This window comes from Arthrobacter psychrolactophilus, from assembly GCF_003219795.1.
GTDB lineage: Bacteria > Actinomycetota > Actinomycetes > Actinomycetales > Micrococcaceae > Specibacter > Specibacter psychrolactophilus.
In genome coordinates this window covers 1-19,492 of the sequence record NZ_QJVC01000006.1, presented here as the reverse complement: position 1 = coordinate 19,492, position 19,492 = coordinate 1, and the positions used below count along the sequence as shown (strand labels likewise).

Below are 19,492 nucleotides of genomic sequence, written 5' to 3'. Positions count from 1 at the left end.
TATCAACATGTCGGTGCTAGGCACCTTTCCTGTGACAGAGTCTCTGATGTATAGGCCATCTGACATTAAGTTCATCCCTGGAAACAACATACGGAGAGCACCATGAACAACAACGATTCAGCCAACACCGAACTTAACCAGATACCAGCCGAGTCCGGTTACGGTTCTCCAACTCCTGAAGATGAGATGCCAGAGGGATCCGTGACAAATCCGGGATCCTCTGACCCCACGCTGCGTGGTCAGGAAAGCGATGAGCTCTCGCTGCGCGGTGATGAAAGCTTGGGCGCCCCGGATCGGAACTTCTTTGAAAACGAAGATGCCGGGAGCGATGGCGAACCCGGAGCAGGCCGACTCGGTGGCACAGACGATCAATACCGCGAAGAACTTGCCCGGGCAGATGATGAAGCCGTTGGCGAGAACCCGATCGAGCCGACGCCCTTGGAGGCACCTTCCACGGATGCCCCGCTCGATGAGGGCAATTCGGGTCCTACTCGGACTGAACGCGAATCTTTTTCCTCTGAGCCGGATGCGGACGCGGCAGGCAGCTCCTAGATCCACCTAGATTCCCTCCCCGAGTGCGCAACCATGACTTCGTCGAGCCGCGCTTCGCGTCATATCGACCACGATTGCAATCCCTTATCCTCTACCCGACTGATCCACAAAGGAGTTCAAACGCCAGGACGCAATAGGGAAGATCAAAAGGTGAACCACCTAACACCAGAACCAGTGAGCGGCCATCAGGATGACACCGACAACACAGAATCGACGGGACATAAGGCCCGTGGGGTTGATGAACTTCCCGATGGATCTGGCTCAGACACACAGGGAGTAGCCCCAGAGCATGGCCAAGAAAGTAGACGTGAGACTTTCGAAGCTGGATAGGTCATTCTAAGAATCATGGACGGGTGGCTTGTGCAGGTCACTCGTCCTCGGCATTACCGCCTATCTAGGCCCTCATACAGCGTGACGTGATGCCCGCCCATCTGACCAATCAGCAGTTCCTGATCTTGTGTGGCCTGAGAACGTCTGCACCGGGTAGACCTCCGTCCCGAATGTGTCATGAGCGAAGGCAATCTGGCCCTGGGAAGGTCAGTGTTTCGTACCGTCAGCCTCAAGCAGTCTCAGAACCGCACTGTCATGCTGGCAGTTCAACTGAGCGACTTTTCCGAGTTCAAAAAGCGCAATGACCCGGGGATTAACATAGGAATCCTTAGCAATGGCGGCAGTATTGTGGAGCCAAGCGGCGGCGTCTTGAATCGCTGCCGTGACCGCAGTCGAGGATGAAGTCCCCTTGCGGTATGACTTTGCCAGAGAAATGGCAGCCACCACGGTCCCTTGCCACGTGCGAAAGTCCTTCGCTGTAAAGCCCGACCCCGCCACCTCGCCGAGATACCTGTTGACCTCCGAATCGGAAACCGCATGCCACTGTTTGTCCCGGCCCGATATCAACAGGTAGCTAAGTGCCGGCCCCTTCCGCGGCGTGCTTGGGACAGAGGCGAAATAGGCTCCCAGCACCTCGTCGACCAAGTTAACATTCCACCTTCCGGCTGATTTTCCTTGGAACACCAAGTGAATCTTCTCCCCTTCCGAGTGGACGTGCCGACGTTGCAAGGTCGTGACCCCAAAAGATCCGTTGTCCTCGGCATAGCTGGCACCTCCCACGCGCAACCCGGCACGATCAATGAGACGAACGGCAGCAGCTAAAGTTCTCCGTTTGGTGTCCTCAAGTTGTTTCAGGTCTCGAGTGACGGCTCGGCGCATGGCTGGCAGGCGCTGTGCGAAGGCTTGGGAATGGATGAACTTTTCATCATCACGCATCTCGCGCCACCGCGGATGGTAAATATATTGAGTTCGTCCGGCCGCATCAACACCGGTAGCTTGGATATGGGATTGCGCATCCGAGGCAATCCACACCTGAGTCCAAGCCGGTGGTATAGCCAGCGCTTCGATACGATCCCGCAGCGCATCAGAGGTGATCCTCTGGCCATGTGCTGAGACATAACTAAAGCCACGTCCGGAAACCTTGCGGATAATCCCGCCAGCGCCCGGCTCGACCCTAAGCAGCTGCGCGGCCATTGGGGTACCCTTCCACGGTGACCGGTGACCCTCTCCCCCAGGTCGACTAGGGGCTTGAGTGGCACCTTCGTAACGCCGTCAACACGGTTATGAAAGTCAGCATACGCTTGCATGGAACCATTTAGCGGAATTTCATGCGAGACGATTCATTGCGGTATTGGCTTGCCTCTGATGATGGATTCTCGCAGCTCGCAGTTGTATTTCCTAACCGGGCACTGGCTACTCACTTTGCTGATGCCTTTATCGAACACAAGACCATAGCTGAAGGCAATCCGCCCCTCCTTTTTGCCGCAGGAGTGGATTCTTTAGGTCTTTCGGCGTACACACGCCGATGTGGCTGGTAGCTTGAACGAGGCTGTCCAGAACCAAAGCCGGGTGCCCTGCTCCGGCACTGTCGAAAGCTTGGCAACCCACAAAGTTCACGGCTGAGGCGCCGGTCGGCTCGGCGAATCCCAGCCTGTCGGGCTCCTTGGCCAAGACGGATATTTGATAGGCGACTTTGGGGAATAAACTATGCACCCCCTTCAGCCCCACCAGTCCAGTGCCAAAGACCACCACAGACTTCTCTGACACCACAGAGGATATTTCGTCGCCGCACTTCTTCAACGCCGCGTTCGTAGATTCCTTCCTGGAGTGTCCCGTGGCGGCCTTAGTTGCGCTAAGACATGGGTGGGCAGCTTTGGATCTCTAGCGCAAACCGCTCCCCTTTGTACTTTCGACAGGCAAACCTATTGTCAACCTCTGCAACGGGTTGAAGTGATTGGGCCGAAGCGAAAAATCACGCTTGAAGAAGCACCTGATGAAGTCGCAATATGAGTCCATGTTGAGGCTGGAAATTAAAATAGATCGGTCAGTTTCTTGATTTTTCAGACCTATTTGTGCTTATGGTGGGGTTAGGACGGTCGTTGAAAATCGACCGGATTGAGAGGAGTTCGAATGGTTTCCAAGAAAACTTCCACTGCAGCGTTTACGGTCCAGCGCCTGTCGTTGAAAGACCGTATTGACAGTGCTTCCACGACAGAGCAACTAGCGGTTCTGTATCCCGTGTATGACGAAGTCGTTTCGAGTCATCGCCAGGCGATCACCGCCACAGGGGAACTTGCGTTCCTTACTGACGACATGTTGTCCGTCTAAACAGCGAAACTCGTGCTCTTTCAATGGTTCATGCGGGCTCATTTTGAATATCACACCGCAACACTCAGTCACGAACACGCCCTATCTGAATAGGCGGCTGGCGCGAAAGCGAAGAAATAGACAGCTTGCCACCTAGCTTTACGGTCTTCAATGACTGTTAGGCAGCACTTTTTCTCGTAATGCACTTTCTCACAAGGAGGAATCATGGGTTTCATCGGTTGGATCGTTTTGGGTCTTATTGTCGGAGTCATCGTTAAGGCAATCATGCCGGGCAAGGTTGGTGGCGGCTGGGTCACCAGCCTGATCTTGGGTGTGGTCGGCGCAATTGTTGGTGGGTGGATCGGAGATTTGCTTTTTGGCGGGGGCAAGATGGAATTTTGGAACCTCGGGTCTTGGATCCTCGCCATCGTCGGCGGCCTCGTCGTCGCCGGCATTTACGGCGCTATCACTGGTCGTTCCAATACCACCGCCTAACTTAACTCTAGCCAACTTGACTCAGGCCAAACCCATGTCGGCGGCTTGGTGGTGGTCGCCTCTTCTTCAGCGTGTTAATGACGAAGGGAGTCCGCCATCTCGGCCGCCGTCCACGGGCTTGAAACTGAATGCGGAATCTAAAACCAATAAGAGGGTTGAGAATATGTCACTGAATGAGGATATTCACAAAGTTACAGAAATGATTGAACACCATCGAATCTGCATGCTAACGACCTTAGACACAGATGAGGCCCTTCAAAGTTGGCCTATGACCGTGGTCAAGGTTGAAGACGATGGCCAACTATGGTTCTTCAGCTCCACAAGTGCCGGGCCTGTCGCAGAAATTGGTGCCGAATCACAGGTTAATCTTTCCTTTACCGGAAAGAATGACTGGCTTTCCGTTCATGGTGCGGCTGTGGTTATCACCAGTGAACCTAAAGCTCGGGAGATGTGGAATGAAACCGCGGCGGCGTTCTATCCCGACGGTCCAGAGTCCAAAGATCTAGTCCTTATCCGTGTCCGTCCCGAGGGGGCCCAGTACTGGGAAACACCAGGAGGAGCCATTTCCACCGTTTTCCAGTGGGCCAAAGCCCGGATAACCGGTGAAGATATCGACGCCGGTGAGAGCCGAACCGTAAATCTCTAAGAACAACTGTCGGCCCTGAACGCTCTTCAGCCAAGGAGACATGATGAAAGCAAAGCTCACCTTTGTTGCGGGTCTTGCCGCCGGATACGTATTAGGTACCCGCGCGGGCCGGACCAGCTACGAAAGAATCAAGACAGCCGCCAAAGCACTCTGGACCAGTGATGCAGTGCAAAGCAACATCGCCACCGTCCAAGAAACTGTCAGAGAACAGGCCGCGGACTTTGCCCACAAACTAATCCCGCCTTATACAAACAACCATGCCCCAGATCACTCAAGCCAGACTGAACTGATGACTGACCCTGGCTCCAACGCTGCCAACCCGTTGGATATCGTCCCGGAAGTTTCCGATGAATTCCCTGACTCAGCTCTGAGCGGCAGCGAAACGGGCAAGGTCAATTCCAGCTGGCATCGGCCAGAAAAGGAAACTAAATCACCGGCTTAGCCGTCCAAGCCGGAGTGCCACGACAACACTCAACGCGCCCTAATAGGCGCTAAGGAAAGGAACCCAACATGGCACATCAAGACCAATATACTTTCCAAAATCCTGTCACCCGCTACCCCAGCATCAGCCCGCCGAAGCAAGATCAACCCGAACCCGGCCTGGATCGTGATCTAGAGCCTAAGTCGGACCGCGGCGAGAAGTCTTATCGCGGCACCGGCCGCCTCGCGGGGCGCAAAGCGCTCATCACAGGCGCCGACTCAGGCATCGGAGCAGCCGTTGCCATTGCATTTGCGAGGGAAGGGGCCGACGTCGCCCTCTCGTATCTGCCTGTTGAAGAACCCGACGCTCAAAAGATCGTGGAATTGATTCGCGACTGCGAGCAAAAGGCGGTCCCGCTGCCTGGCGATATCTCGGAAGCCAAGGCTGCACGAGACTTGGTCGCGAAGGCCGTCGAGGAGCTCGGAGGATTAGACATCATCGTCAACAACGCCGGTCGTCAAATCGCGGTTGAACAGCTTGAAGATCTTAGCGACGAACAATTCGAAGAGACCTTCAAAACCAATGTCTTTGCCATGTTCTGGATCACCAAAGCAGCTTTGCCCCACTTGACTGCAGGTGCCACCATCATCAATACAACGTCCATTCAGGCCTACAAACCTTCAGCTACCTTGATCGACTACGCCTCCACGAAAGCCGCAATCAATAACTTTTCCAAGGGACTCGCTCAGCAGCTCGCCCCTCGCGGTATCCGGGTCAACGCCGTAGCCCCTGGACCCATTTGGACACCCCTCCAAGTCAGCGATGGACAACCTAAGGAAAAACTCCCGAAATTCGGTAAAAACACGCCACTGGGAAGGGCCGGACAACCCACAGAACTGGCCCCGGCCTATGTTTTCCTAGCCTCGGCTGAATCCAGCTACGTCACCGGAGAAACCCTCAACGTCAATGGAGGTACTCCCTCACCTTAAATCCTGCCGTATCTGAGGTCATGACCTCCATAAGCCTGCCGGAACCTAACGAACCGAAGGTGAGAGTCACATGAATAAATCTGATCCGGACCTTTTGACACAAGCTTCAATGGACGTGTCCGCGTCGATTTCCCGGAAAATACGCCAGATTCGGGGCACCATTGCGGTCGCTGAATCAATAACCAGCGGCAGTCTTTCGTGCCATTTAGGTGCGGCTGAGGCTTCCTCGGAGTGGTTTGTCGGCGGCGTCATTGGCTATAGCAGCGAGGTAAAGTTCTCGCTGCTTGGTGTGAACCGTGGACCTGTCATCACCGCCGCGTGTGCCCTGCAGATGGCTGCCAGGGTTGCAAAGCTCACCGGTGCTGGGCTGGCCGTCGCAGTAACAGGAGTCGGCGGGCCCGGCCCTGAAGAGAACAAGCCCGCAGGAACTGTGTTTATCGCCGTTCATTCAACGGCTGGCTCCCGCGTTCAGGAACACCATTTTGAGGGCAGCCCGTCCGATGTTGTTAAGCAAACAACCCTACACGCGCTCCGGATGGTAGAAACAGCCGTAGCTGAACTTCGCTAAGACCTTCCCCTGCTCCTAAGGGCTGTTCCACCCCAACGAGAGGACAAACTGAATGAGAATACCTTCAGCCCGCGGCCGCTTCAGTGGTTCCTTGTTCGAGCTCCTCCGCCGTCCTCCCGAAGAGGAGACAACTGGCACTTTTTCCTTGGTGGAACAACTAGTCGATCAGGCCATGGACCACCACGAAATTCTTGTCGATGAAGACCTACAGCTGGCCCTGTTCTGCCTCTATGAACTTCATTATGGAGGATTGGAGGGTGCGAACGAACGATGGGAATGGAACCCGGGTTTGATTGCCGCTAGGCAGAAAATCGAGGCAGTGTTCGAAGAGGCCTTACGCGGGGCCGTCGTGCTTCCTTCCGATCGGCCAGAGAACAGCGATAGCGTCGCCGAAGCCCTCTTTGGCCTCACCGCCGCTGATAACGGTCCCTCCATGTCACGATATGTCGCTAAATCAGCCACAGTGGAGCAGGTCCGTGAGTTTGTGGTGCACAGGTCTATCTACCAACTTAAGGAAGCTGATCCTCACACATGGGCCATTCCGCGCCTCACAGGTCGAGCAAAAGCTGCATTGGTGGAGATTCAGGCAGATGAATACGGTGGGGGACGTCAAGAGCGTATGCATTCCGCCCTCTTTGCCCGCACGATGCGAGTTCTAGGGCTACATGACAGTTACGGTGCCTACGTTGACGTGGTGCCGGCATTGACACTCGCCTCCACGAACATGATGTCGATGTTCGGGCTTAATCGGCGGCTACGGGGCGCCATCGTAGGTCATCTGGCAGCCTACGAAATGACATCCTCTCAACCTAACAGGCTTTACGGAAATGGCTTACGACGCCTTGGATTCAGCCAAGACGCCACCTGGTATTTTGACGAACACGTCGAGGCCGACGCGGTTCATGAACAGATTGCTGGCCGGGACTTAGCCGGCGGCCTGTTCGAAACCGAACCACACTTACTAGAAGATATCTATTTTGGCGCAACCGCAGCCCTCGCGCTGGAGACAATGTCCACCGCTCGCATCATGGCCGCATGGGAAGCTGGCAAGAGCTCTCTACTAGTTCCCTTGCCGTCTAGTTCCTGACGGATCAGCAGGTCGCCTGCTAGAACCCGTAGTCCTTGACCAGCCAACCCATAGGAACGATGGTTATGAGCGCCGCATCCCCACTTGATGAACAGAACGATAGGCATGCCCCCTTGAGTAGCCCCGAAATCGTTGTCTGCCCCAATGGTCCTTTGCTAGTCCGTGGTGACTTCACCATAGCCGCTGCCAACGGCGGGAAAATTCCTCGCAGACGAAGGACCGTCGCCTTATGTCGGTGTGGTGCCTCCGGCATCAAACCCTATTGCGATGGCACCCATAAACTCATTGGTTTCCGAACCAAACCAGATACCGAGAACGCTGTATAGTGTCGCCTCAACGCCCGTGCGGGGCCCTGCCTCTCCGGGTTCGGCCAGGATAGATAAGCAGGGACACCACCAGTCCGACGCCACAAGCCACCGCAGCGATCACAGCTTCTTGGGCGCCCAAGACCACGTAGAAGATCCGTGCTGTCGTTCCGGCAACGAGCAAGCCGATGAGCCACAGCACCGTGGCAACCACACGATGCCCGGATTCCACGAGTCGGTCCTTGACCCGCAACCCAAACAACTGTCGCTGCATTGCAACAGGGACGAGCATCAGAGAAGTTGCCACAGCTGCCATAACCACTAAACACAGGTAGAGAGAGGACCACTGCTGCTGTGTCCAGATCCACGAACCTCTGCTGGAAAGGCAATGTCAGCAGAAAACAGCGATAATACGCGTGCCGGTCTGCATCACTCGCAGCTCTTGGAGGAGATCATCCCAATTCCGGTCATGCTTCTCATTCCGAGTCCCATTCCGTCCGCTCTGGGCATCTGCTCCACCACCGGATCCCACCGCATCCGCTGCATCTGTTGCAGGGGCCTCCATGACTTCCTCTTTTCTCAGGCCTTCATCGCCGTCTGCAAAAGTATGTACCGGATTGAAGAACTGACTCTTTTGCATCGGCCAGAAACTGCCGGAATACTCTCCTTATCAAACAACCGGCAGGTTGGCAGTCAACCCATTGGCCCCAAGACATGGCACTTTAACCCAGCAAGGTTCAAGCGTATGATCCGGAATAGCGACGACGAAAGGCTTCGACGATGAGGTGGCAATTTTTCGGATACCTAGCTGTCATTATGCTCGGCCTGGCATTCATCTTAGTGATCGGCTTCTCACATACTTAGGGGTTCTCATGAAGAAATCACTGCGGGAAAACGGGTTGGGCCTATTCTTTGCCCTGATATTTCTCCTGGCCCTGTTCGGCCAAGCTGTCACCGGGCATGCGCTCTACAACGAGGATCAGCTCACGGCGGGCTTCTCCACGGTTAGTTTCGGCGAGTACGTCACCTCAGCCAGCTTTGGTGTAGACGTAGCGGAGAACTGGCAATCTGAATACCTACAGTTCCTGCTTTACATCGCGGCTACTATCTGGCTCGTACAGAAAGGATCTCCGGAGTCCAAGGACCTCAACAATGCCGGAACAGGAACCGACAAAGAACAGCTGACTGGAGCCTTCGCCACGAGTAAATCACCTGCATGGGCCACGGTAACTGGTTGGCGCCAATGGCTTTTCTCCAACTCCTTGGTCCTTGTCATGGGCACCATCTTTTTCCTGTCATGGTTCGCCCAATCGGTTGCTGGCGTCAGCGCCTACAACGAACAACAAATACAGGAGCTGCAAGCACCTCTCTCCTGGGTGGAATACGTCCTCTCCCCGGAGTTCTGGAACCGCACCCTGCAGAACTGGCAATCAGAGTTCTTAGCCGTGGGTTCAATGGTGGTTCTCTCGATCTATCTGCGCCAACGTGGATCCCCTGAGTCCAAACCAGTCGGCGCGGCCCACGACGCCACAGGAACCACCGGATAACCACGAACTCGCATTAGCGACTAGTCGTTCAGCCTCAGGCTGGGCCGGTACAGATCTTTCAATCAAGAGAATCGGATTCCAGCGGTCTGGGATCATTCGGCCCGAGATGACCGGCCAATGGAAGATCAGCTGAGGAGTCGTTTCTGATGGATCTGGCTAGAAATGAGGCAAGGCCTACTTTCCCGGCAGTATTAAATGCCAGTCGCTGCCGGTCAGCCCCAGTACCGACCAGCAGTAGTTGCTCAGCCAACGCAGTGACGATGGCAAGGTCCCCCAACACTTCCAACGCAAGATGAGCCGCATCGAGTAAAGACTGCACCGCCTCTGATGCTGGCACCAGCCGGTGGTGCAACGGATGTACTAGTTGGGCTGACAGTCCGTAACGCGCCGCGTGCCATAGCCCCGCGTCCAATAGCTCCGGGGCCGGGTCAGGCGGCACCGTCTCGGACTGGGTCATGGACGCAAGAACTAGGGCACGAACAATCAATGCCAACAGAAGAGTGGTGGAAGGATCCAGTTGAGCATCCGCGACCCGAATTTCCACAGTAGGATGACGGGCAGAAAGCCGAGCCGACCACGAAATTGAACCCTTATCAGGGGTGACTCCGAGACCGATGAGGGCTAGGATTCTTTTCTCATAATCGATAGCATCGATGAATTCGGGCGGACACCCCGCCGAGCTCCAGCGCCGATACTGGATCGCCCGCCAGCTGGAAAACCCAGTGTCCTGTCCACACCAAAACGGAGAGTTGGCCGACATCGCCAATAGAGTCGGCAGCCACTGGCGCAGATAGTTCAAGGAAACAACGCCCGCCTCCCGGCCAGGGACTCCCACATGGATATGGAGACCATTAATATAATGCTCCGATGCCAGAATTCCGATGCTCTCTGCAATGGCGATGTAACGACCTTCCTCGGTGACCATTGCTTGTGCCGGATTCCTGAAGGAGGTACCCACACCAGCCACAACGACACCATATTCGTCAGCGCATTGCGCCACAGCTGACCTGAAGTCCCACAACGCTTGGGCTGCCTCGTCAAAATGCATCAACACCGGCGAAGAATACTCCAGCTGACACCGTAGAAACTCGCTTTGAACGACGGTGCGCCCAAAGTTGAAGTTTGCAAGCGCACGTTGAATATCCGCCGCTATCGGAACGGGCACCAGAGTTGAGCGGTCAAGAAGAACGAACTCTTCCTCAATCCCGAAAGTCAACATTTACTGCACCTACTTTCATCCTTGCCCTTGGGAAATTCGTGAAATCAACAACGGTACGCCGAACAAGAAATGTCTTTGAAATCTTCGCCAAGGCCTTCTCAACACACAAATCAAAAGCTGCGTCACACGGCCCAAGAGATGCTCGCCAGCCACACCCACGAAGCCATCCCTACACTCCTACATCTAGCGATCCCATGAGGAATCGTGAATGATTCGGGTCATCGCCTGTGTACTAGGGACACTCAGTATCAGCAAGGCCACGGAGACCAACATCAGAACCATAGACTGGGTAATAAGCGCCAAGACAAAGACAACTATCGCCGGCATCAGTGTGCAAGCAAGAATCACCAGATCAAGAGGCGGGCGCTTCACGGCTCCGGTGCGCAACATTTCAGCCAACCTCGGAGCATCCTTTCTGAAGTCCTCTTCTACTTCTGAAAGGACGCGGCGTTCGTACTCAGAAAACAACATCAGAACCTCCCTAAACAAGATCCTGTATCCAGTCCACAGCGCCCACGAACCGCATGTCAAGACCCACGATAGGATCCCTCGATCGATTCCCGGAACGGCAGAAATCACTGTGGTATTTCACCCAGCCCAGAGTATTTGACACGGGCAGCGGTACCGAAGTGTGAAGAAGGGCTTAGTCGGAAATGATGGTTTGATTTCAGTGGTGCCCCTGAAGGTCAGGAAAACATGGAAGATTGCGATTACCGCTGGTAGGCTCCTTCACCTACGAGATGTGATGCGTTCCGGGCCTTCTCAAACAACTGATGATGACCTCGGGTATACGATGACTTGCAGCTATGCCTCTCGTAGTCTCAATATCGGAAGAGCGTTTCTGGCCACACCAGAAAATTTTCTGTAGACAGCTGGCTACGCTGCGCCTATCGTCTAGACATGGGGGACATTGAGTTCACCAAGAAAGGTGCCAACCCCGGCATGCCAAAGATTGGCGATGGGGCCAGACGGCAAGCAGTGTCCGTTCGAACACGAACCAGCGGTGTGGTGTCCTGAGAAGCGATGGGTAGGCTTGGAGGCTGACGGTCCATGATAGTCGTATCAGTCACGCATTAACCGGGCAGGCACTCCACCCCGCACCAGATTGGGAGAGGCGGGAGCTTCAATGCGTACCTTTGGTGTTGAAGAAGAATTTTTGCTGGTGAATCCGGCCACAGGCAATCCGGTGCCCGTGGCTCTGGCGGCGCTGACATTCCCGGCTACGGATCCGGAATGGCATGCTGACGGTATCGGCTCCCGGCTCACGGGGGAATTGCAGCTTGAACAGTTGGAAGTATCCACAGTCCCCTGCAGCACTTTGTCTGAGATAGCTGAGCAGTTGAGGGCGGGGCGTTGCGTCGCCGATACAGCGGCGGCGGCCAATGGTGCCAGGATCACGGCTCTGGCCACTTCGCCTTTGCCTGTGAGTCCCCACCTGCGTGCTAACCCACGGTATCGAAAGATGGCTGGAATGCACGGAATCGTCGCAGAAGAACAGTTGACCTGTGGGATGCACATCCATGTAGAGGTCGGTTCCGATGCAGAGGGAGTTGGCGTCCTTGACCACGTCCGCGTCTGGCTGCCAGTCCTCTTGGCGCTCAGTGCCAATTCACCGTTTTGGCAAGGTCGGGACACAGGCTTCGCCAGTTTCCGGTCCCGAGTGTGGAACCGTTGGCCTTCCTCCGGCCCCACGCCGTTGTTTGGTTCGGTCCGCGCCTACACCCGTCTCGTCGAGGAATTGTTGGCTACAGGTGTGTTGCTGGATCCAGGCATGGTCTACTTTGATGCCCGCCTTTCAAACCGCTACCCTACCGTGGAAATCCGTGTCCCGGATGTGTGCCTCGAGGTGGAAACAGCAGAACTGATAGCGGGCCTTGCCCGAGGTTTGGTGGAGGTTTCGGCGAAGCGTTGGGCCCAGAAAATACAGCCCCCCGCCATCCCCGAAACTTTGTTGAGGACCGCCATGTGGTTAGCCGCACGCAACGGCATGAGAGGGGATCTACTCGACCCGGCCACGGCCCTGCCCGTGGCAGCTGCGAAAGTCGCTACGGACCTGCTGGAGCACGTGGCCGGTTCTGCGGGCACTCCCGGTGAGGAAGCCCGCATCCGGCACTTACTGTCCCTCCACCTACGCCACGGCGGCGGTGCCGATCGCCAACGCACCACATACGCGCGGACGGCAGAGTTGGAATCTGTGGTGACTGATGCGGTGTCGGCGACCCATGGCCAGACACATAGGGAGACAGAACTGAGCCTACCGGCGGAGCTGTAACCTTACTGTCCGATGTTCCCCCTTGTGCGTTGGGGACCCCAAAGGGCCCGGGGATAGATAAGTAATCCAGCAGCCAAAGACAGCCCAATTGCTGTGCCGGCAATCCAGCCAGCCGTCCCGTCCACCACGAAACTGAAGATGAGCGCCGTGGTGCCAACGATAAGTCCTGCCACCAGCCCTAGGGCAAGCACCGCAATGTGGTTGCCCGACTTGACCAGAACGTCTTTGACCCGGTGTCGGAACAGGCGCCGGTGAACTGCAACTGGAACCAGCATTAATCCCGTGGCCACTGCCGCGTCAACCGCGAGCACCAGATACAGCAGGGTTCCACCGCGTCCCAGATCATCGAAGCGCTGTTGGAATGGAAGGGTCAGAAGGAATCCTGCCATGACCTGCACCCCCGTCTGCATGACCCGCAATTCCTGAACCAATTCCTGCCAGTTTCGGTCCAGTTGCTCCAACCGTGTTTCATTCCGCCCGTCCCCGGCAGGCGCAAACCGCTGACTCCCCAAGGTCATCACCTCTTGTCCCTTATTGCCTTCCTAGGAATTCCGGAGTGATTGGATGAGCTCGGCCTTACGCTGTCCGGAGTACCCGCTAAGACCTAGTTCTTTTGCCCGTGCCCGTAGTTGGGGCACAGTCCAATCGTCGTAGTCTCCGGCTTCGCCCCCCTTACGCCCGATCGCGCTGCGCCCTTCTTTCGCCGCGGCGTTGGAAATGCGAGCGGCCTTCTTCTTGGAGGCTCCATCCTCCCGGAGTTCTTCATACAGTTCAGGATCCTTAAGGCTGGGATTCTTCTTTCTTGGCATGACAATTCCTTCTTCTCTCCGGTTGTACTGAGCGTGTCATTTGTGGCCCAAGGGGCATTGACCGAAGCGGGCGTCCCCGCCGGCGGCACCCTAGCGTGCCCCATAGCGGTTGGGGATCTGGAATCGCGCGCGGGCCGCCCCCGGCACCAGTGGCCAGTAGGCGCGATGTTCCCACATGAATTGACGCGCCACTGTGGAAAACGGCATAACGGAAATGTGCCGACGGAAAGCGTCATCTAGTACATGGCGTAGGAGGACATCCAGATCATGGATGCCCGCCAAATGCGTGGACTCTGTTGACAGCAACCAAAGTTCTGAGCCACGCATGCAGTACCTGAGGATCCCGATGCGTACACCAGAACTGTACAGCTCAAATTGCGACAACATTGCGTTGTGCGAGCACGCCAAGGTCGGTCGGATCCACGCCGAAGGCAAAACCGTTCCTGGGGCATACGCGGAGGATAGAGCGGTTGCGGAATAGTAGGATACATGTCGTGATTCCATGACGACCCCGCTTACTAACAAGTGGTTTCCATGGCCCGCTGCTAGGTCGTCTCCAGCCTACAAAGCTCAGATCGTCATGGCAAGTAGTGGCTCCGCAACGACGCCAACTTCCGCGATGCCCCTTGTCAAGACACTCGCCAAATGTCTCCTGCTTGCCTCACCTATTGAACTCGCATAATCATCATGCTGCATGGTTTGTTTGGGCATAGGTCTTAGCCGGACTCAGGCAGATCCAGCGTTGCTGGATCTCGTTGATCTGGTACGTGAGGCCGATCATGTCTAGCTGTTGATAGAGTTCGTCCAGGTGTCAGCGTTGGGGTGCGAGCATGACCCCGATGCCCATGGATCTGTTGGTCCCAGGTATGGCAATCGTTGTAGCTGCACATCGTTTCCCCTTTCCGGCTCAGATGGTAGCCGGTGGCTTTCTTGGTGGCCAGGAACAGGTTCCTGCGCAGGATTACCATTGACCAGAGCTCGTTAAGCATGCGCAGCTCGGTATCGGTATCGTAGCGGTATTTGGACGCTGATCGGCGCACGATGGCAGCGTTTTTATGCTCTAAGACCGGGTTGTCGTTCGAGTGGTGCGGGCGAGCCAAGACGGTCAAGGAGCACTCCCTTGACCGGCTTCAAAGCCGGTACATAGCGGTCGGCGTCTCTTCTTCGTGATTTCCCTGCGGGCAGACAACGCTAACCTATCCATCCATCCGACCAACCATCGCACCAAAGCACCCGAACATGCGCCAGAGATTTCGCGAGCGTCTCCCATATGTGGCACGCACCCCATTTCGCGAGCACTCTAAATGAGTCTCGTCGACTTCTAGACAGAAATTGGAAATAGAACTAACATTTGCTGCAGATACATGCTTTCCCACGGCCTAAGAAGATGGCTCGGGTGCTTGCCACCCTGGATCCATTTGGGTTGCTCCTGCCGCCACAAGATCAGGCAGATGGCCTCACCCAAGTGCAACAACTTTCCCGAATGGGTGTCTAGGAGGACAACAATGTCCATCGACCACTCCAGCCCAAACGCCGTCGAGGTCCAAGATACACAAGGAGATGGCCTCAGCTGCGTCTACTGCCGAACTGACCTGCACTTGATCGTCGAGTCGATCCAGACACCTGATTCTAAGAAGCCAGGATTCGTCTCCATCGAGTACAGCTGTGGCCATTGCGAGGCCTTCTTTGCCCACGATGCCTCAGTGGAAAGCGTGGCAAAACTATTGGCCAACAGTCATTGCGAAACCGGTGTGCTGCAGTTCGGCAGCTACTACATCCACTGCGGCGAACCTATGACCCCTGGGCGCATCAAACTGGCTAGGCTTAAGGTTTCCGATGGAGACCTAGCGGATGCTCCTGGCTTGGCAGTTCCCAGCATGGTGTTGCGTTGCCGCTGCGGCTTCCAGATCTCGTTACCCGTATAAGCGGTTCGATCACTTCGTTCGTCTCTAGTCGCAGCCCGAATATAGAAGCGAAGAAGAGGCTATAGATCATAGTGAGCGTCCACATCGTGCCAGCCCGGTAAGGCACTCCCACTGGTCAATACGTTCCATGTAGGTCATTGAGCAGACGTGCCCGCGGTGTGTGCCCGGCCCCGGTCGCTGATTTTCTGTGCCGGTGACGAGTCCCGGCACAATCAAAACCTTCACCACCATCTACAGTCACCAAGGCTGCGGAATACACCGACAATTCACGGCGGAATTCACTATCTTCCACGCTGTACAGAACCAAATCCTAACGCTGCTCGCCACAGTGATCTTTGGTAACACGGTAAGTCCTTACGCGGATATCCCTGTAGTAGAGGACTTGTCTAGGGGAATACTTCCCTCCAGTCCAATGGGCCTTGTCCATCCTCGTGTCCGATTCGTCCAACTCTGGAAAGGTGAATCTTGAAGCTGCCAAGATCGAAACTGCACAGCGGCACCAAATCGGTCCTCATTGTTTATGAACTAGTCTGATTTTACGCCTAATCGCTGCTGATGGAAGGCAGCGCGTTGACTCATAGAAAATCTCCGCGTACCCAGATACGTTGCCTCATTTGATTTCCTCCGCTGCGGCGTGGCATCAAACCCGGGTTTGCGGTCTCCGGTACGCCAGTTTCTATGGAGCTGACAATGGCGCAACGACAGGCAGTAGTGAAGAAGCGGACCCTGACGTACAAGAGGTCGCCGTGAGCCGTGAAGACCCGGATCTCGGATGAGCCGGTCGAGTTGACCGGCTGGCACCGAGACTACGCACGGGCGGCATTGCGGCACGCCTTGAACCCTCCGCTACCGAAACCGCGTACCGGCAGGCGACCACTCTACGGTCCGGACCTCATCCCGCCACTGGTGTTGTGCTGATCAGCACTACGCGCCCCGGCCGGGAAGCTACCGGCCCCGAGGACGCCGACCCTGGTGCAGCTGCTACGCAAGGAGAAAGAACTAGTGGTCACGGATACCCAGGCCGCCTTGCTAATGCGGATGAGTAACGCCACGATCGATCGTATGCTCAAGGGCGCCCGGTCCACGATGCTCCCGCACGGCCGCACCCACACCAAGCCAGGGTCTTTGTTGAAATCGCAGATTCCGATGCGGACCTAGGCTGAATGGGACGACGCCGAGCCTAGTTTCGTAGAGATCGATCTTGTCGCCCATGAAGGCGAGACGCCTCCGGTGAGGTCTGCTTTACCCTGACAGCGACTGACATTTCCACGGGCTGGACCGTCAACCGCTCAGTGCGGAACAAGGCCGCCAAATAGGTGTTCGATGCCCTCGCAATACGTGATGAGCGTATTTCCGTTCCCCATCATCGGGATCGACTCAGATAATGGCAGTGAATTCATTAACGATCACTTATGCAACTACTGCAAAGAGCACCAGATCACCTTCACCCGGTCCCGGCCCTACAACAAAAATGACGGAGCCCATGTGGAGCAAAAGAACTGGGCCAGGGTCCGTGAACTCGTCGGCTGCCTGCGCTATGACACCCCGCAAGAGCTACCCAAACTCAACGAGATCTGGGAGCTCGACCGGGTCTTCACGAACTACCTACTGCCCCAGCAAAAGCTGATTTCCAAGCAACGCTACGGCTCCAAGGTCATCAAGCACTACGACGTGCCAGCGAGCCATCCAAGACCACACGGTGCGAAAGAGGCCGAACGCCACCTTCAAACGCATCAAGCCAGCCCAGCCCCAACGAGAAATCCTCCGCCTGACCGGCGAACTGGAAAAGCTCTCCCTAGCCAAGAAAATCCCGCTGGCCAACCACCTGTCAAGAACTCGTGGAACAAGAATCACTAGCGGAGGTTTCTAAATGAGGCAGCGACTCAGCTTCCCGGAGATATTGCCATGAGGTAAGAGGGGTAACCCCAATCAGCGATTCAAATGGTTCTTCTGGACTCCCACAGCAGTATCGCCGCCTGATCCCTCATCCGCAATTTACCGGCCAACGCCAGCTGACCCAAGCGACCAAAGGCCTCTTCACGGCTGCATCGTTCCTTCATCATGATAAAACCTACTGCCGAATCGACTACAGCCCGGGAATCTATTTCTGGGATCGATCCGCTCCCGGCAGACACTCCCGGATGAATTCTCAGAGCAAGTCTCAGTATGCCGGACAAGGAAGCGGCCATTAGCTCCACGGCCGCTCGAAAAGAAACATCCATGGTGATGGTGTCGAAGGCGTAGCAATTCAGTGCAGCAGCAGTTCTAGGCCCTGCCGCCACAGGGATGGCCAAAATCGCAGCGACGCCGCTGGAATGGATGTCCAGACTATAAGCCGTCCAGTGCTTGGATCTCGCTAGGTTCGGGACGAAAACGGTTTTTTGATTCCGCAGGGCACTCAAGCAGGGCCCGGAATTCCGCACGTATTGACGCTCGTCCAAGATTAGTGCCTGCGCCCCACTGCTAGCCACAGTGATCGGTAGGAAGTCTCTCTCTACTGTAATGGAGCAGAGTACCGGGGCGCCGGAACCGAGGTCGGAAGCAGCTGAGACGGCCAGCTCCAGCATAAATTCGCTAAAGCCGTGGCTGTCGAGCAACAGATTCTGCAAATTCTCCTGGCTGTGTGATCCCGCGTTGTTGGTATCCAACTTAGCCGCCCAACTCGCCCGAGCCAGTTTCGCCTCCGGGATCCACTGCCGCAGAATAGGGAATACGAACGTCGACACCCAGATCCATGAAATGCTCATTGAGGGCTTGCGCCACCAGATCTCGTTCAAGGACTGGCAGGGTGTGGGCGGCAAACAAGTATGCCTCTACTTCAAATTGACCTGCCGAACCTCCGATGGCGAAGTACTTGAGCCAAAGTTCTCCCACGGTGAGATGGGCAAGAGGCAGCACCCGGCGAAGTTCCCTCAGCTGCTTATCGTCATCAAACGCCATGACCAGCCCCTGTCGCTACTTACCCTGTGGGGTGGCTGCCTTGACCAGACTCACCGCAGTTTCCCTCAGTGTCGAGCGGTCGGCGATGGCACGTTTCATCAATATCTGCATGGCTCGTTCCTCGGAAACCCCTTCACGCTCCATGACAAGACCTTTAGCCATCCCTATGAGATCTCTGGAGCGCAGCGCGAACTGGAGGTCCTCGCTGAGACGATGTGCGCCTTCGGTTGTTTGGGCGTGTTCCAGTAAGACCGTTGCCTGGGCTGCGAGTAGTTCCAAGACCCGACGTGAATTGTCATTGAAGGCTGCAGCTCGGCTTGCATACACCTTTACAGCTCCAAATGACTCACCAGAAGATTTCAGAGGTGCGCTGAGGGATGACCACACTGCCAAAGGCGCTACCGCCTGTGACCACTTGGGCCAGCGACCGTCAGCGGCGACGTCATCCACCACGACTGTTTGACCAGTAGCCCAGGCCGTCAAGCAGGGACCCTCATCTAGTTCATATTGCAGGGCATCTGCTTGCTCAACCAGGGCATCTGAGGCGGCCATGCTTGTCTTGCGTGCGTTGACGTCGATAAGAGTTACACCAGCACCGAGTGCATCCGGAAAACTGAGCTTTGCCGCCTCAGTAATTAGCTTGAGCGTCTCAGAAACTGTATTACCCGTCAGCAGGAGCCCAGCGGCGCTGGCAGCTACCGCAGCTAGCTCCTCAGCCAGCGGAAGCGCATTTTCTACCTTGTCCACCGTTGTCCTCCTGTCGCGGGCGCGTCAAAGTTGCCCTCCATCAAGGCTACACACCTTTTGCATCTCCGGCATGGAATTCCGACGCACTACGCTTCGCAGACTGTTCGGAGCCACATGCTTGTACTGGCAATTTTCGACGCAAAGTCGAGTAGCTGGCATTGGAAATGCACCTTAAACACTCGCCCTCCGCACGTTTCATTGTTAAATGAAATCCCATAAAGATCACCCACAGCATCTGGGGTTCTCCCCCGTCATATGTTAGCTGCAACTTTAAACTGACCAGAGACGGCAATTTGGATTGACCGTTCGCGGCAGTGGTTTTGACCAGTGGCT

At 55.8% G+C, this 19,492-nt stretch carries 24 protein-coding genes and 1 pseudogene; 14 read left to right on the top strand and 11 right to left on the bottom strand.

From position 1 onward, the window contains the following. Positions 1-102: 102 nt before the first annotated feature. Positions 103-552: a hypothetical protein gene (locus tag CVS30_RS08780; RefSeq protein ID WP_110484964.1), complete on the top strand. Its 450-nt coding sequence runs from the start codon at positions 103-105 to the stop codon at positions 550-552. Between the two features lie 537 nt (positions 553-1,089). On the opposite strand, the gene CVS30_RS08775 is transcribed toward CVS30_RS08780, so the two are convergent. Beyond that, positions 1,090-2,076: a DNA topoisomerase IB gene (locus CVS30_RS08775; protein ID WP_110484963.1), complete on the bottom strand. Its 987-nt coding sequence runs from the start codon at positions 2,074-2,076 to the stop codon at positions 1,090-1,092. A gap of 936 nt (positions 2,077-3,012) precedes the next feature. On the opposite strand from CVS30_RS08775, the gene CVS30_RS08765 reads away from it, so the two are divergent. From CVS30_RS08765 to CVS30_RS08730, 8 genes are all read left to right on the top strand, one after another. Continuing rightward, positions 3,013-3,210 (top strand): hypothetical protein, encoded by a 198-nt coding sequence (locus tag CVS30_RS08765; protein WP_110484961.1) that lies wholly within the window; start codon positions 3,013-3,015, stop codon positions 3,208-3,210. Positions 3,211-3,414: 204 nt separating this feature from the next. Next, a complete protein-coding gene (locus CVS30_RS08760) occupies positions 3,415-3,684 on the top strand; it encodes a GlsB/YeaQ/YmgE family stress response membrane protein (protein ID WP_110484960.1) in 270 nt (89 codons plus the stop codon). A 163-nt stretch (positions 3,685-3,847) separates the two neighbouring features. Beyond that, positions 3,848-4,330, top strand: a complete 483-nt coding sequence (locus CVS30_RS08755) for a pyridoxamine 5'-phosphate oxidase family protein (RefSeq protein WP_181419751.1) — start codon at positions 3,848-3,850, stop codon at positions 4,328-4,330. Between the two features lie 40 nt (positions 4,331-4,370). Then, positions 4,371-4,772, top strand: coding sequence for a hypothetical protein (locus CVS30_RS08750; protein ID WP_146233376.1), 402 nt, complete (start codon positions 4,371-4,373; stop codon positions 4,770-4,772). Between the two features lie 68 nt (positions 4,773-4,840). Further along, the gene (locus CVS30_RS08745; RefSeq protein ID WP_110484957.1) at positions 4,841-5,740 is read left to right on the top strand and encodes a glucose 1-dehydrogenase; all 900 of its coding nucleotides are present in this window, start codon (positions 4,841-4,843) and stop codon (positions 5,738-5,740) included. A gap of 70 nt (positions 5,741-5,810) precedes the next feature. Further along, entirely contained in the window at positions 5,811-6,308 is a 498-nt protein-coding gene (locus CVS30_RS08740) for a CinA family protein (protein WP_110484956.1), read from the top strand. Between the two features lie 52 nt (positions 6,309-6,360). After that, on the top strand, positions 6,361-7,395 hold the full coding sequence (locus tag CVS30_RS08735; protein ID WP_110484955.1) for an iron-containing redox enzyme family protein: 1,035 nt from the start codon (positions 6,361-6,363) through the stop codon (positions 7,393-7,395). A 59-nt stretch (positions 7,396-7,454) separates the two neighbouring features. After that, on the top strand, positions 7,455-7,721 hold the full coding sequence (locus CVS30_RS08730; RefSeq protein WP_306418763.1) for a CDGSH iron-sulfur domain-containing protein: 267 nt from the start codon (positions 7,455-7,457) through the stop codon (positions 7,719-7,721). A 7-nt stretch (positions 7,722-7,728) separates the two neighbouring features. Here the strand turns inward: CVS30_RS08730 and CVS30_RS08725 are convergent. Continuing rightward, positions 7,729-8,265, bottom strand: a pseudogene (locus tag CVS30_RS08725) (DUF6328 family protein). 307 nt (positions 8,266-8,572) lie between these two features. On the opposite strand from CVS30_RS08725, the gene CVS30_RS08720 reads away from it, so the two are divergent. Further along, complete coding sequence (locus tag CVS30_RS08720; RefSeq protein WP_110484954.1) at positions 8,573-9,247, top strand: DUF6766 family protein; 675 nt, start codon at positions 8,573-8,575, stop codon at positions 9,245-9,247. A 58-nt stretch (positions 9,248-9,305) separates the two neighbouring features. On the opposite strand, the gene CVS30_RS08715 is transcribed toward CVS30_RS08720, so the two are convergent. Together CVS30_RS08715 and CVS30_RS08710 are read right to left on the bottom strand one after the other, a co-directional pair. Beyond that, positions 9,306-10,466, bottom strand: coding sequence for a carboxylate-amine ligase (locus tag CVS30_RS08715; RefSeq protein ID WP_110484953.1), 1,161 nt, complete (start codon positions 10,464-10,466; stop codon positions 9,306-9,308). 183 nt (positions 10,467-10,649) lie between these two features. Further along, on the bottom strand, positions 10,650-10,937 hold the full coding sequence (locus CVS30_RS08710) for a DUF3040 domain-containing protein (protein WP_110484952.1): 288 nt from the start codon (positions 10,935-10,937) through the stop codon (positions 10,650-10,652). Positions 10,938-11,592: 655 nt separating this feature from the next. On the opposite strand from CVS30_RS08710, the gene CVS30_RS08705 reads away from it, so the two are divergent. Then, positions 11,593-12,738, top strand: a complete 1,146-nt coding sequence (locus tag CVS30_RS08705) for a carboxylate-amine ligase (RefSeq protein WP_110484951.1) — start codon at positions 11,593-11,595, stop codon at positions 12,736-12,738. Between the two features lie 2 nt (positions 12,739-12,740). Here the strand turns inward: CVS30_RS08705 and CVS30_RS08700 are convergent, their stop codons facing one another. From CVS30_RS08700 to CVS30_RS17790, 3 genes are all read right to left on the bottom strand, one after another. Continuing rightward, complete coding sequence (locus CVS30_RS08700; protein WP_245934519.1) at positions 12,741-13,199, bottom strand: DUF6328 family protein; 459 nt, start codon at positions 13,197-13,199, stop codon at positions 12,741-12,743. An 81-nt stretch (positions 13,200-13,280) separates the two neighbouring features. Further along, positions 13,281-13,547: a DUF7218 family protein gene (locus CVS30_RS08695; RefSeq protein ID WP_110484949.1), complete on the bottom strand. Its 267-nt coding sequence runs from the start codon at positions 13,545-13,547 to the stop codon at positions 13,281-13,283. Between the two features lie 716 nt (positions 13,548-14,263). After that, positions 14,264-14,656 carry a hypothetical protein gene (locus tag CVS30_RS17790; RefSeq protein WP_146233375.1) on the bottom strand — a complete coding sequence of 131 codons (393 nt, stop codon included), beginning with the start codon at positions 14,654-14,656 and terminating at the stop codon, positions 14,264-14,266. A gap of 396 nt (positions 14,657-15,052) precedes the next feature. Here CVS30_RS17790 and CVS30_RS08685 point away from each other — a divergent pair, with 396 nt between their 5' ends. The 3 genes from CVS30_RS08685 to CVS30_RS08675 all read left to right on the top strand — a co-directional run bounded on the left by CVS30_RS08685 (position 15,053) and on the right by CVS30_RS08675 (position 17,329). Continuing rightward, positions 15,053-15,472 carry a hypothetical protein gene (locus CVS30_RS08685; protein WP_110484947.1) on the top strand — a complete coding sequence of 140 codons (420 nt, stop codon included), beginning with the start codon at positions 15,053-15,055 and terminating at the stop codon, positions 15,470-15,472. 1,002 nt (positions 15,473-16,474) lie between these two features. Next, positions 16,475-16,630 (top strand): hypothetical protein, encoded by a 156-nt coding sequence (locus CVS30_RS17960; RefSeq protein WP_181419750.1) that lies wholly within the window; start codon positions 16,475-16,477, stop codon positions 16,628-16,630. 183 nt (positions 16,631-16,813) lie between these two features. Then, entirely contained in the window at positions 16,814-17,329 is a 516-nt protein-coding gene (locus CVS30_RS08675; RefSeq protein WP_181419749.1) for a hypothetical protein, read from the top strand. Between the two features lie 80 nt (positions 17,330-17,409). On the opposite strand, the gene CVS30_RS08670 is transcribed toward CVS30_RS08675, so the two are convergent. From CVS30_RS08670 to CVS30_RS18110, 4 genes are all read right to left on the bottom strand, one after another. Next, positions 17,410-18,120 carry a GAF and ANTAR domain-containing protein gene (locus tag CVS30_RS08670; protein ID WP_181419748.1) on the bottom strand — a complete coding sequence of 237 codons (711 nt, stop codon included), beginning with the start codon at positions 18,118-18,120 and terminating at the stop codon, positions 17,410-17,412. 1 nt (position 18,121) lies between these two features. Continuing rightward, positions 18,122-18,412 carry a hypothetical protein gene (locus CVS30_RS08665; protein ID WP_110484943.1) on the bottom strand — a complete coding sequence of 97 codons (291 nt, stop codon included), beginning with the start codon at positions 18,410-18,412 and terminating at the stop codon, positions 18,122-18,124. A gap of 15 nt (positions 18,413-18,427) precedes the next feature. Then, complete coding sequence (locus tag CVS30_RS08660; RefSeq protein WP_110484942.1) at positions 18,428-19,159, bottom strand: GAF and ANTAR domain-containing protein; 732 nt, start codon at positions 19,157-19,159, stop codon at positions 18,428-18,430. Positions 19,160-19,205: 46 nt separating this feature from the next. Next, positions 19,206-19,492: hypothetical protein (locus CVS30_RS18110; protein ID WP_220033896.1), on the bottom strand; the 287-nt coding region annotated here is incomplete at its 5' end.

Bases quoted from the DNA above. Each gene is read 5' to 3' on its own strand.
- CVS30_RS08685 (WP_110484947.1), top strand. From the start codon at position 15,053: ATGTCCATCGACCACTCCAGCCCAAACGCCGTCGAGGTCCAAGATACA.
- CVS30_RS08710 (WP_110484952.1), bottom strand. From the start codon at position 10,937: ATGTTGTTTTCTGAGTACGAACGCCGCGTCCTTTCAGAAGTAGAAGAG.
- CVS30_RS08675 (WP_181419749.1), top strand. From the start codon at position 16,814: ATGAGCGTATTTCCGTTCCCCATCATCGGGATCGACTCAGATAATGGC.
- CVS30_RS08735 (WP_110484955.1), top strand. From the start codon at position 6,361: ATGAGAATACCTTCAGCCCGCGGCCGCTTCAGTGGTTCCTTGTTCGAG.
- CVS30_RS08765 (WP_110484961.1), top strand. From the start codon at position 3,013: ATGGTTTCCAAGAAAACTTCCACTGCAGCGTTTACGGTCCAGCGCCTG.
- CVS30_RS08665 (WP_110484943.1), bottom strand. From the start codon at position 18,412: ATGGCGTTTGATGACGATAAGCAGCTGAGGGAACTTCGCCGGGTGCTG.
- CVS30_RS08780 (WP_110484964.1), top strand. From the start codon at position 103: ATGAACAACAACGATTCAGCCAACACCGAACTTAACCAGATACCAGCC.
- CVS30_RS08715 (WP_110484953.1), bottom strand. From the start codon at position 10,466: ATGTTGACTTTCGGGATTGAGGAAGAGTTCGTTCTTCTTGACCGCTCA.
- CVS30_RS08775 (WP_110484963.1), bottom strand. From the start codon at position 2,076: ATGGCCGCGCAGCTGCTTAGGGTCGAGCCGGGCGCTGGCGGGATTATC.
- CVS30_RS08740 (WP_110484956.1), top strand. From the start codon at position 5,811: ATGAATAAATCTGATCCGGACCTTTTGACACAAGCTTCAATGGACGTG.
- CVS30_RS08730 (WP_306418763.1), top strand. From the start codon at position 7,455: ATGGTTATGAGCGCCGCATCCCCACTTGATGAACAGAACGATAGGCAT.
- CVS30_RS08760 (WP_110484960.1), top strand. From the start codon at position 3,415: ATGGGTTTCATCGGTTGGATCGTTTTGGGTCTTATTGTCGGAGTCATC.
- CVS30_RS08755 (WP_181419751.1), top strand. From the start codon at position 3,848: ATGTCACTGAATGAGGATATTCACAAAGTTACAGAAATGATTGAACAC.
- CVS30_RS08750 (WP_146233376.1), top strand. From the start codon at position 4,371: ATGATGAAAGCAAAGCTCACCTTTGTTGCGGGTCTTGCCGCCGGATAC.
- CVS30_RS08720 (WP_110484954.1), top strand. From the start codon at position 8,573: ATGAAGAAATCACTGCGGGAAAACGGGTTGGGCCTATTCTTTGCCCTG.
- CVS30_RS08745 (WP_110484957.1), top strand. From the start codon at position 4,841: ATGGCACATCAAGACCAATATACTTTCCAAAATCCTGTCACCCGCTAC.
- CVS30_RS08705 (WP_110484951.1), top strand. From the start codon at position 11,593: ATGCGTACCTTTGGTGTTGAAGAAGAATTTTTGCTGGTGAATCCGGCC.
- CVS30_RS08695 (WP_110484949.1), bottom strand. From the start codon at position 13,547: ATGCCAAGAAAGAAGAATCCCAGCCTTAAGGATCCTGAACTGTATGAA.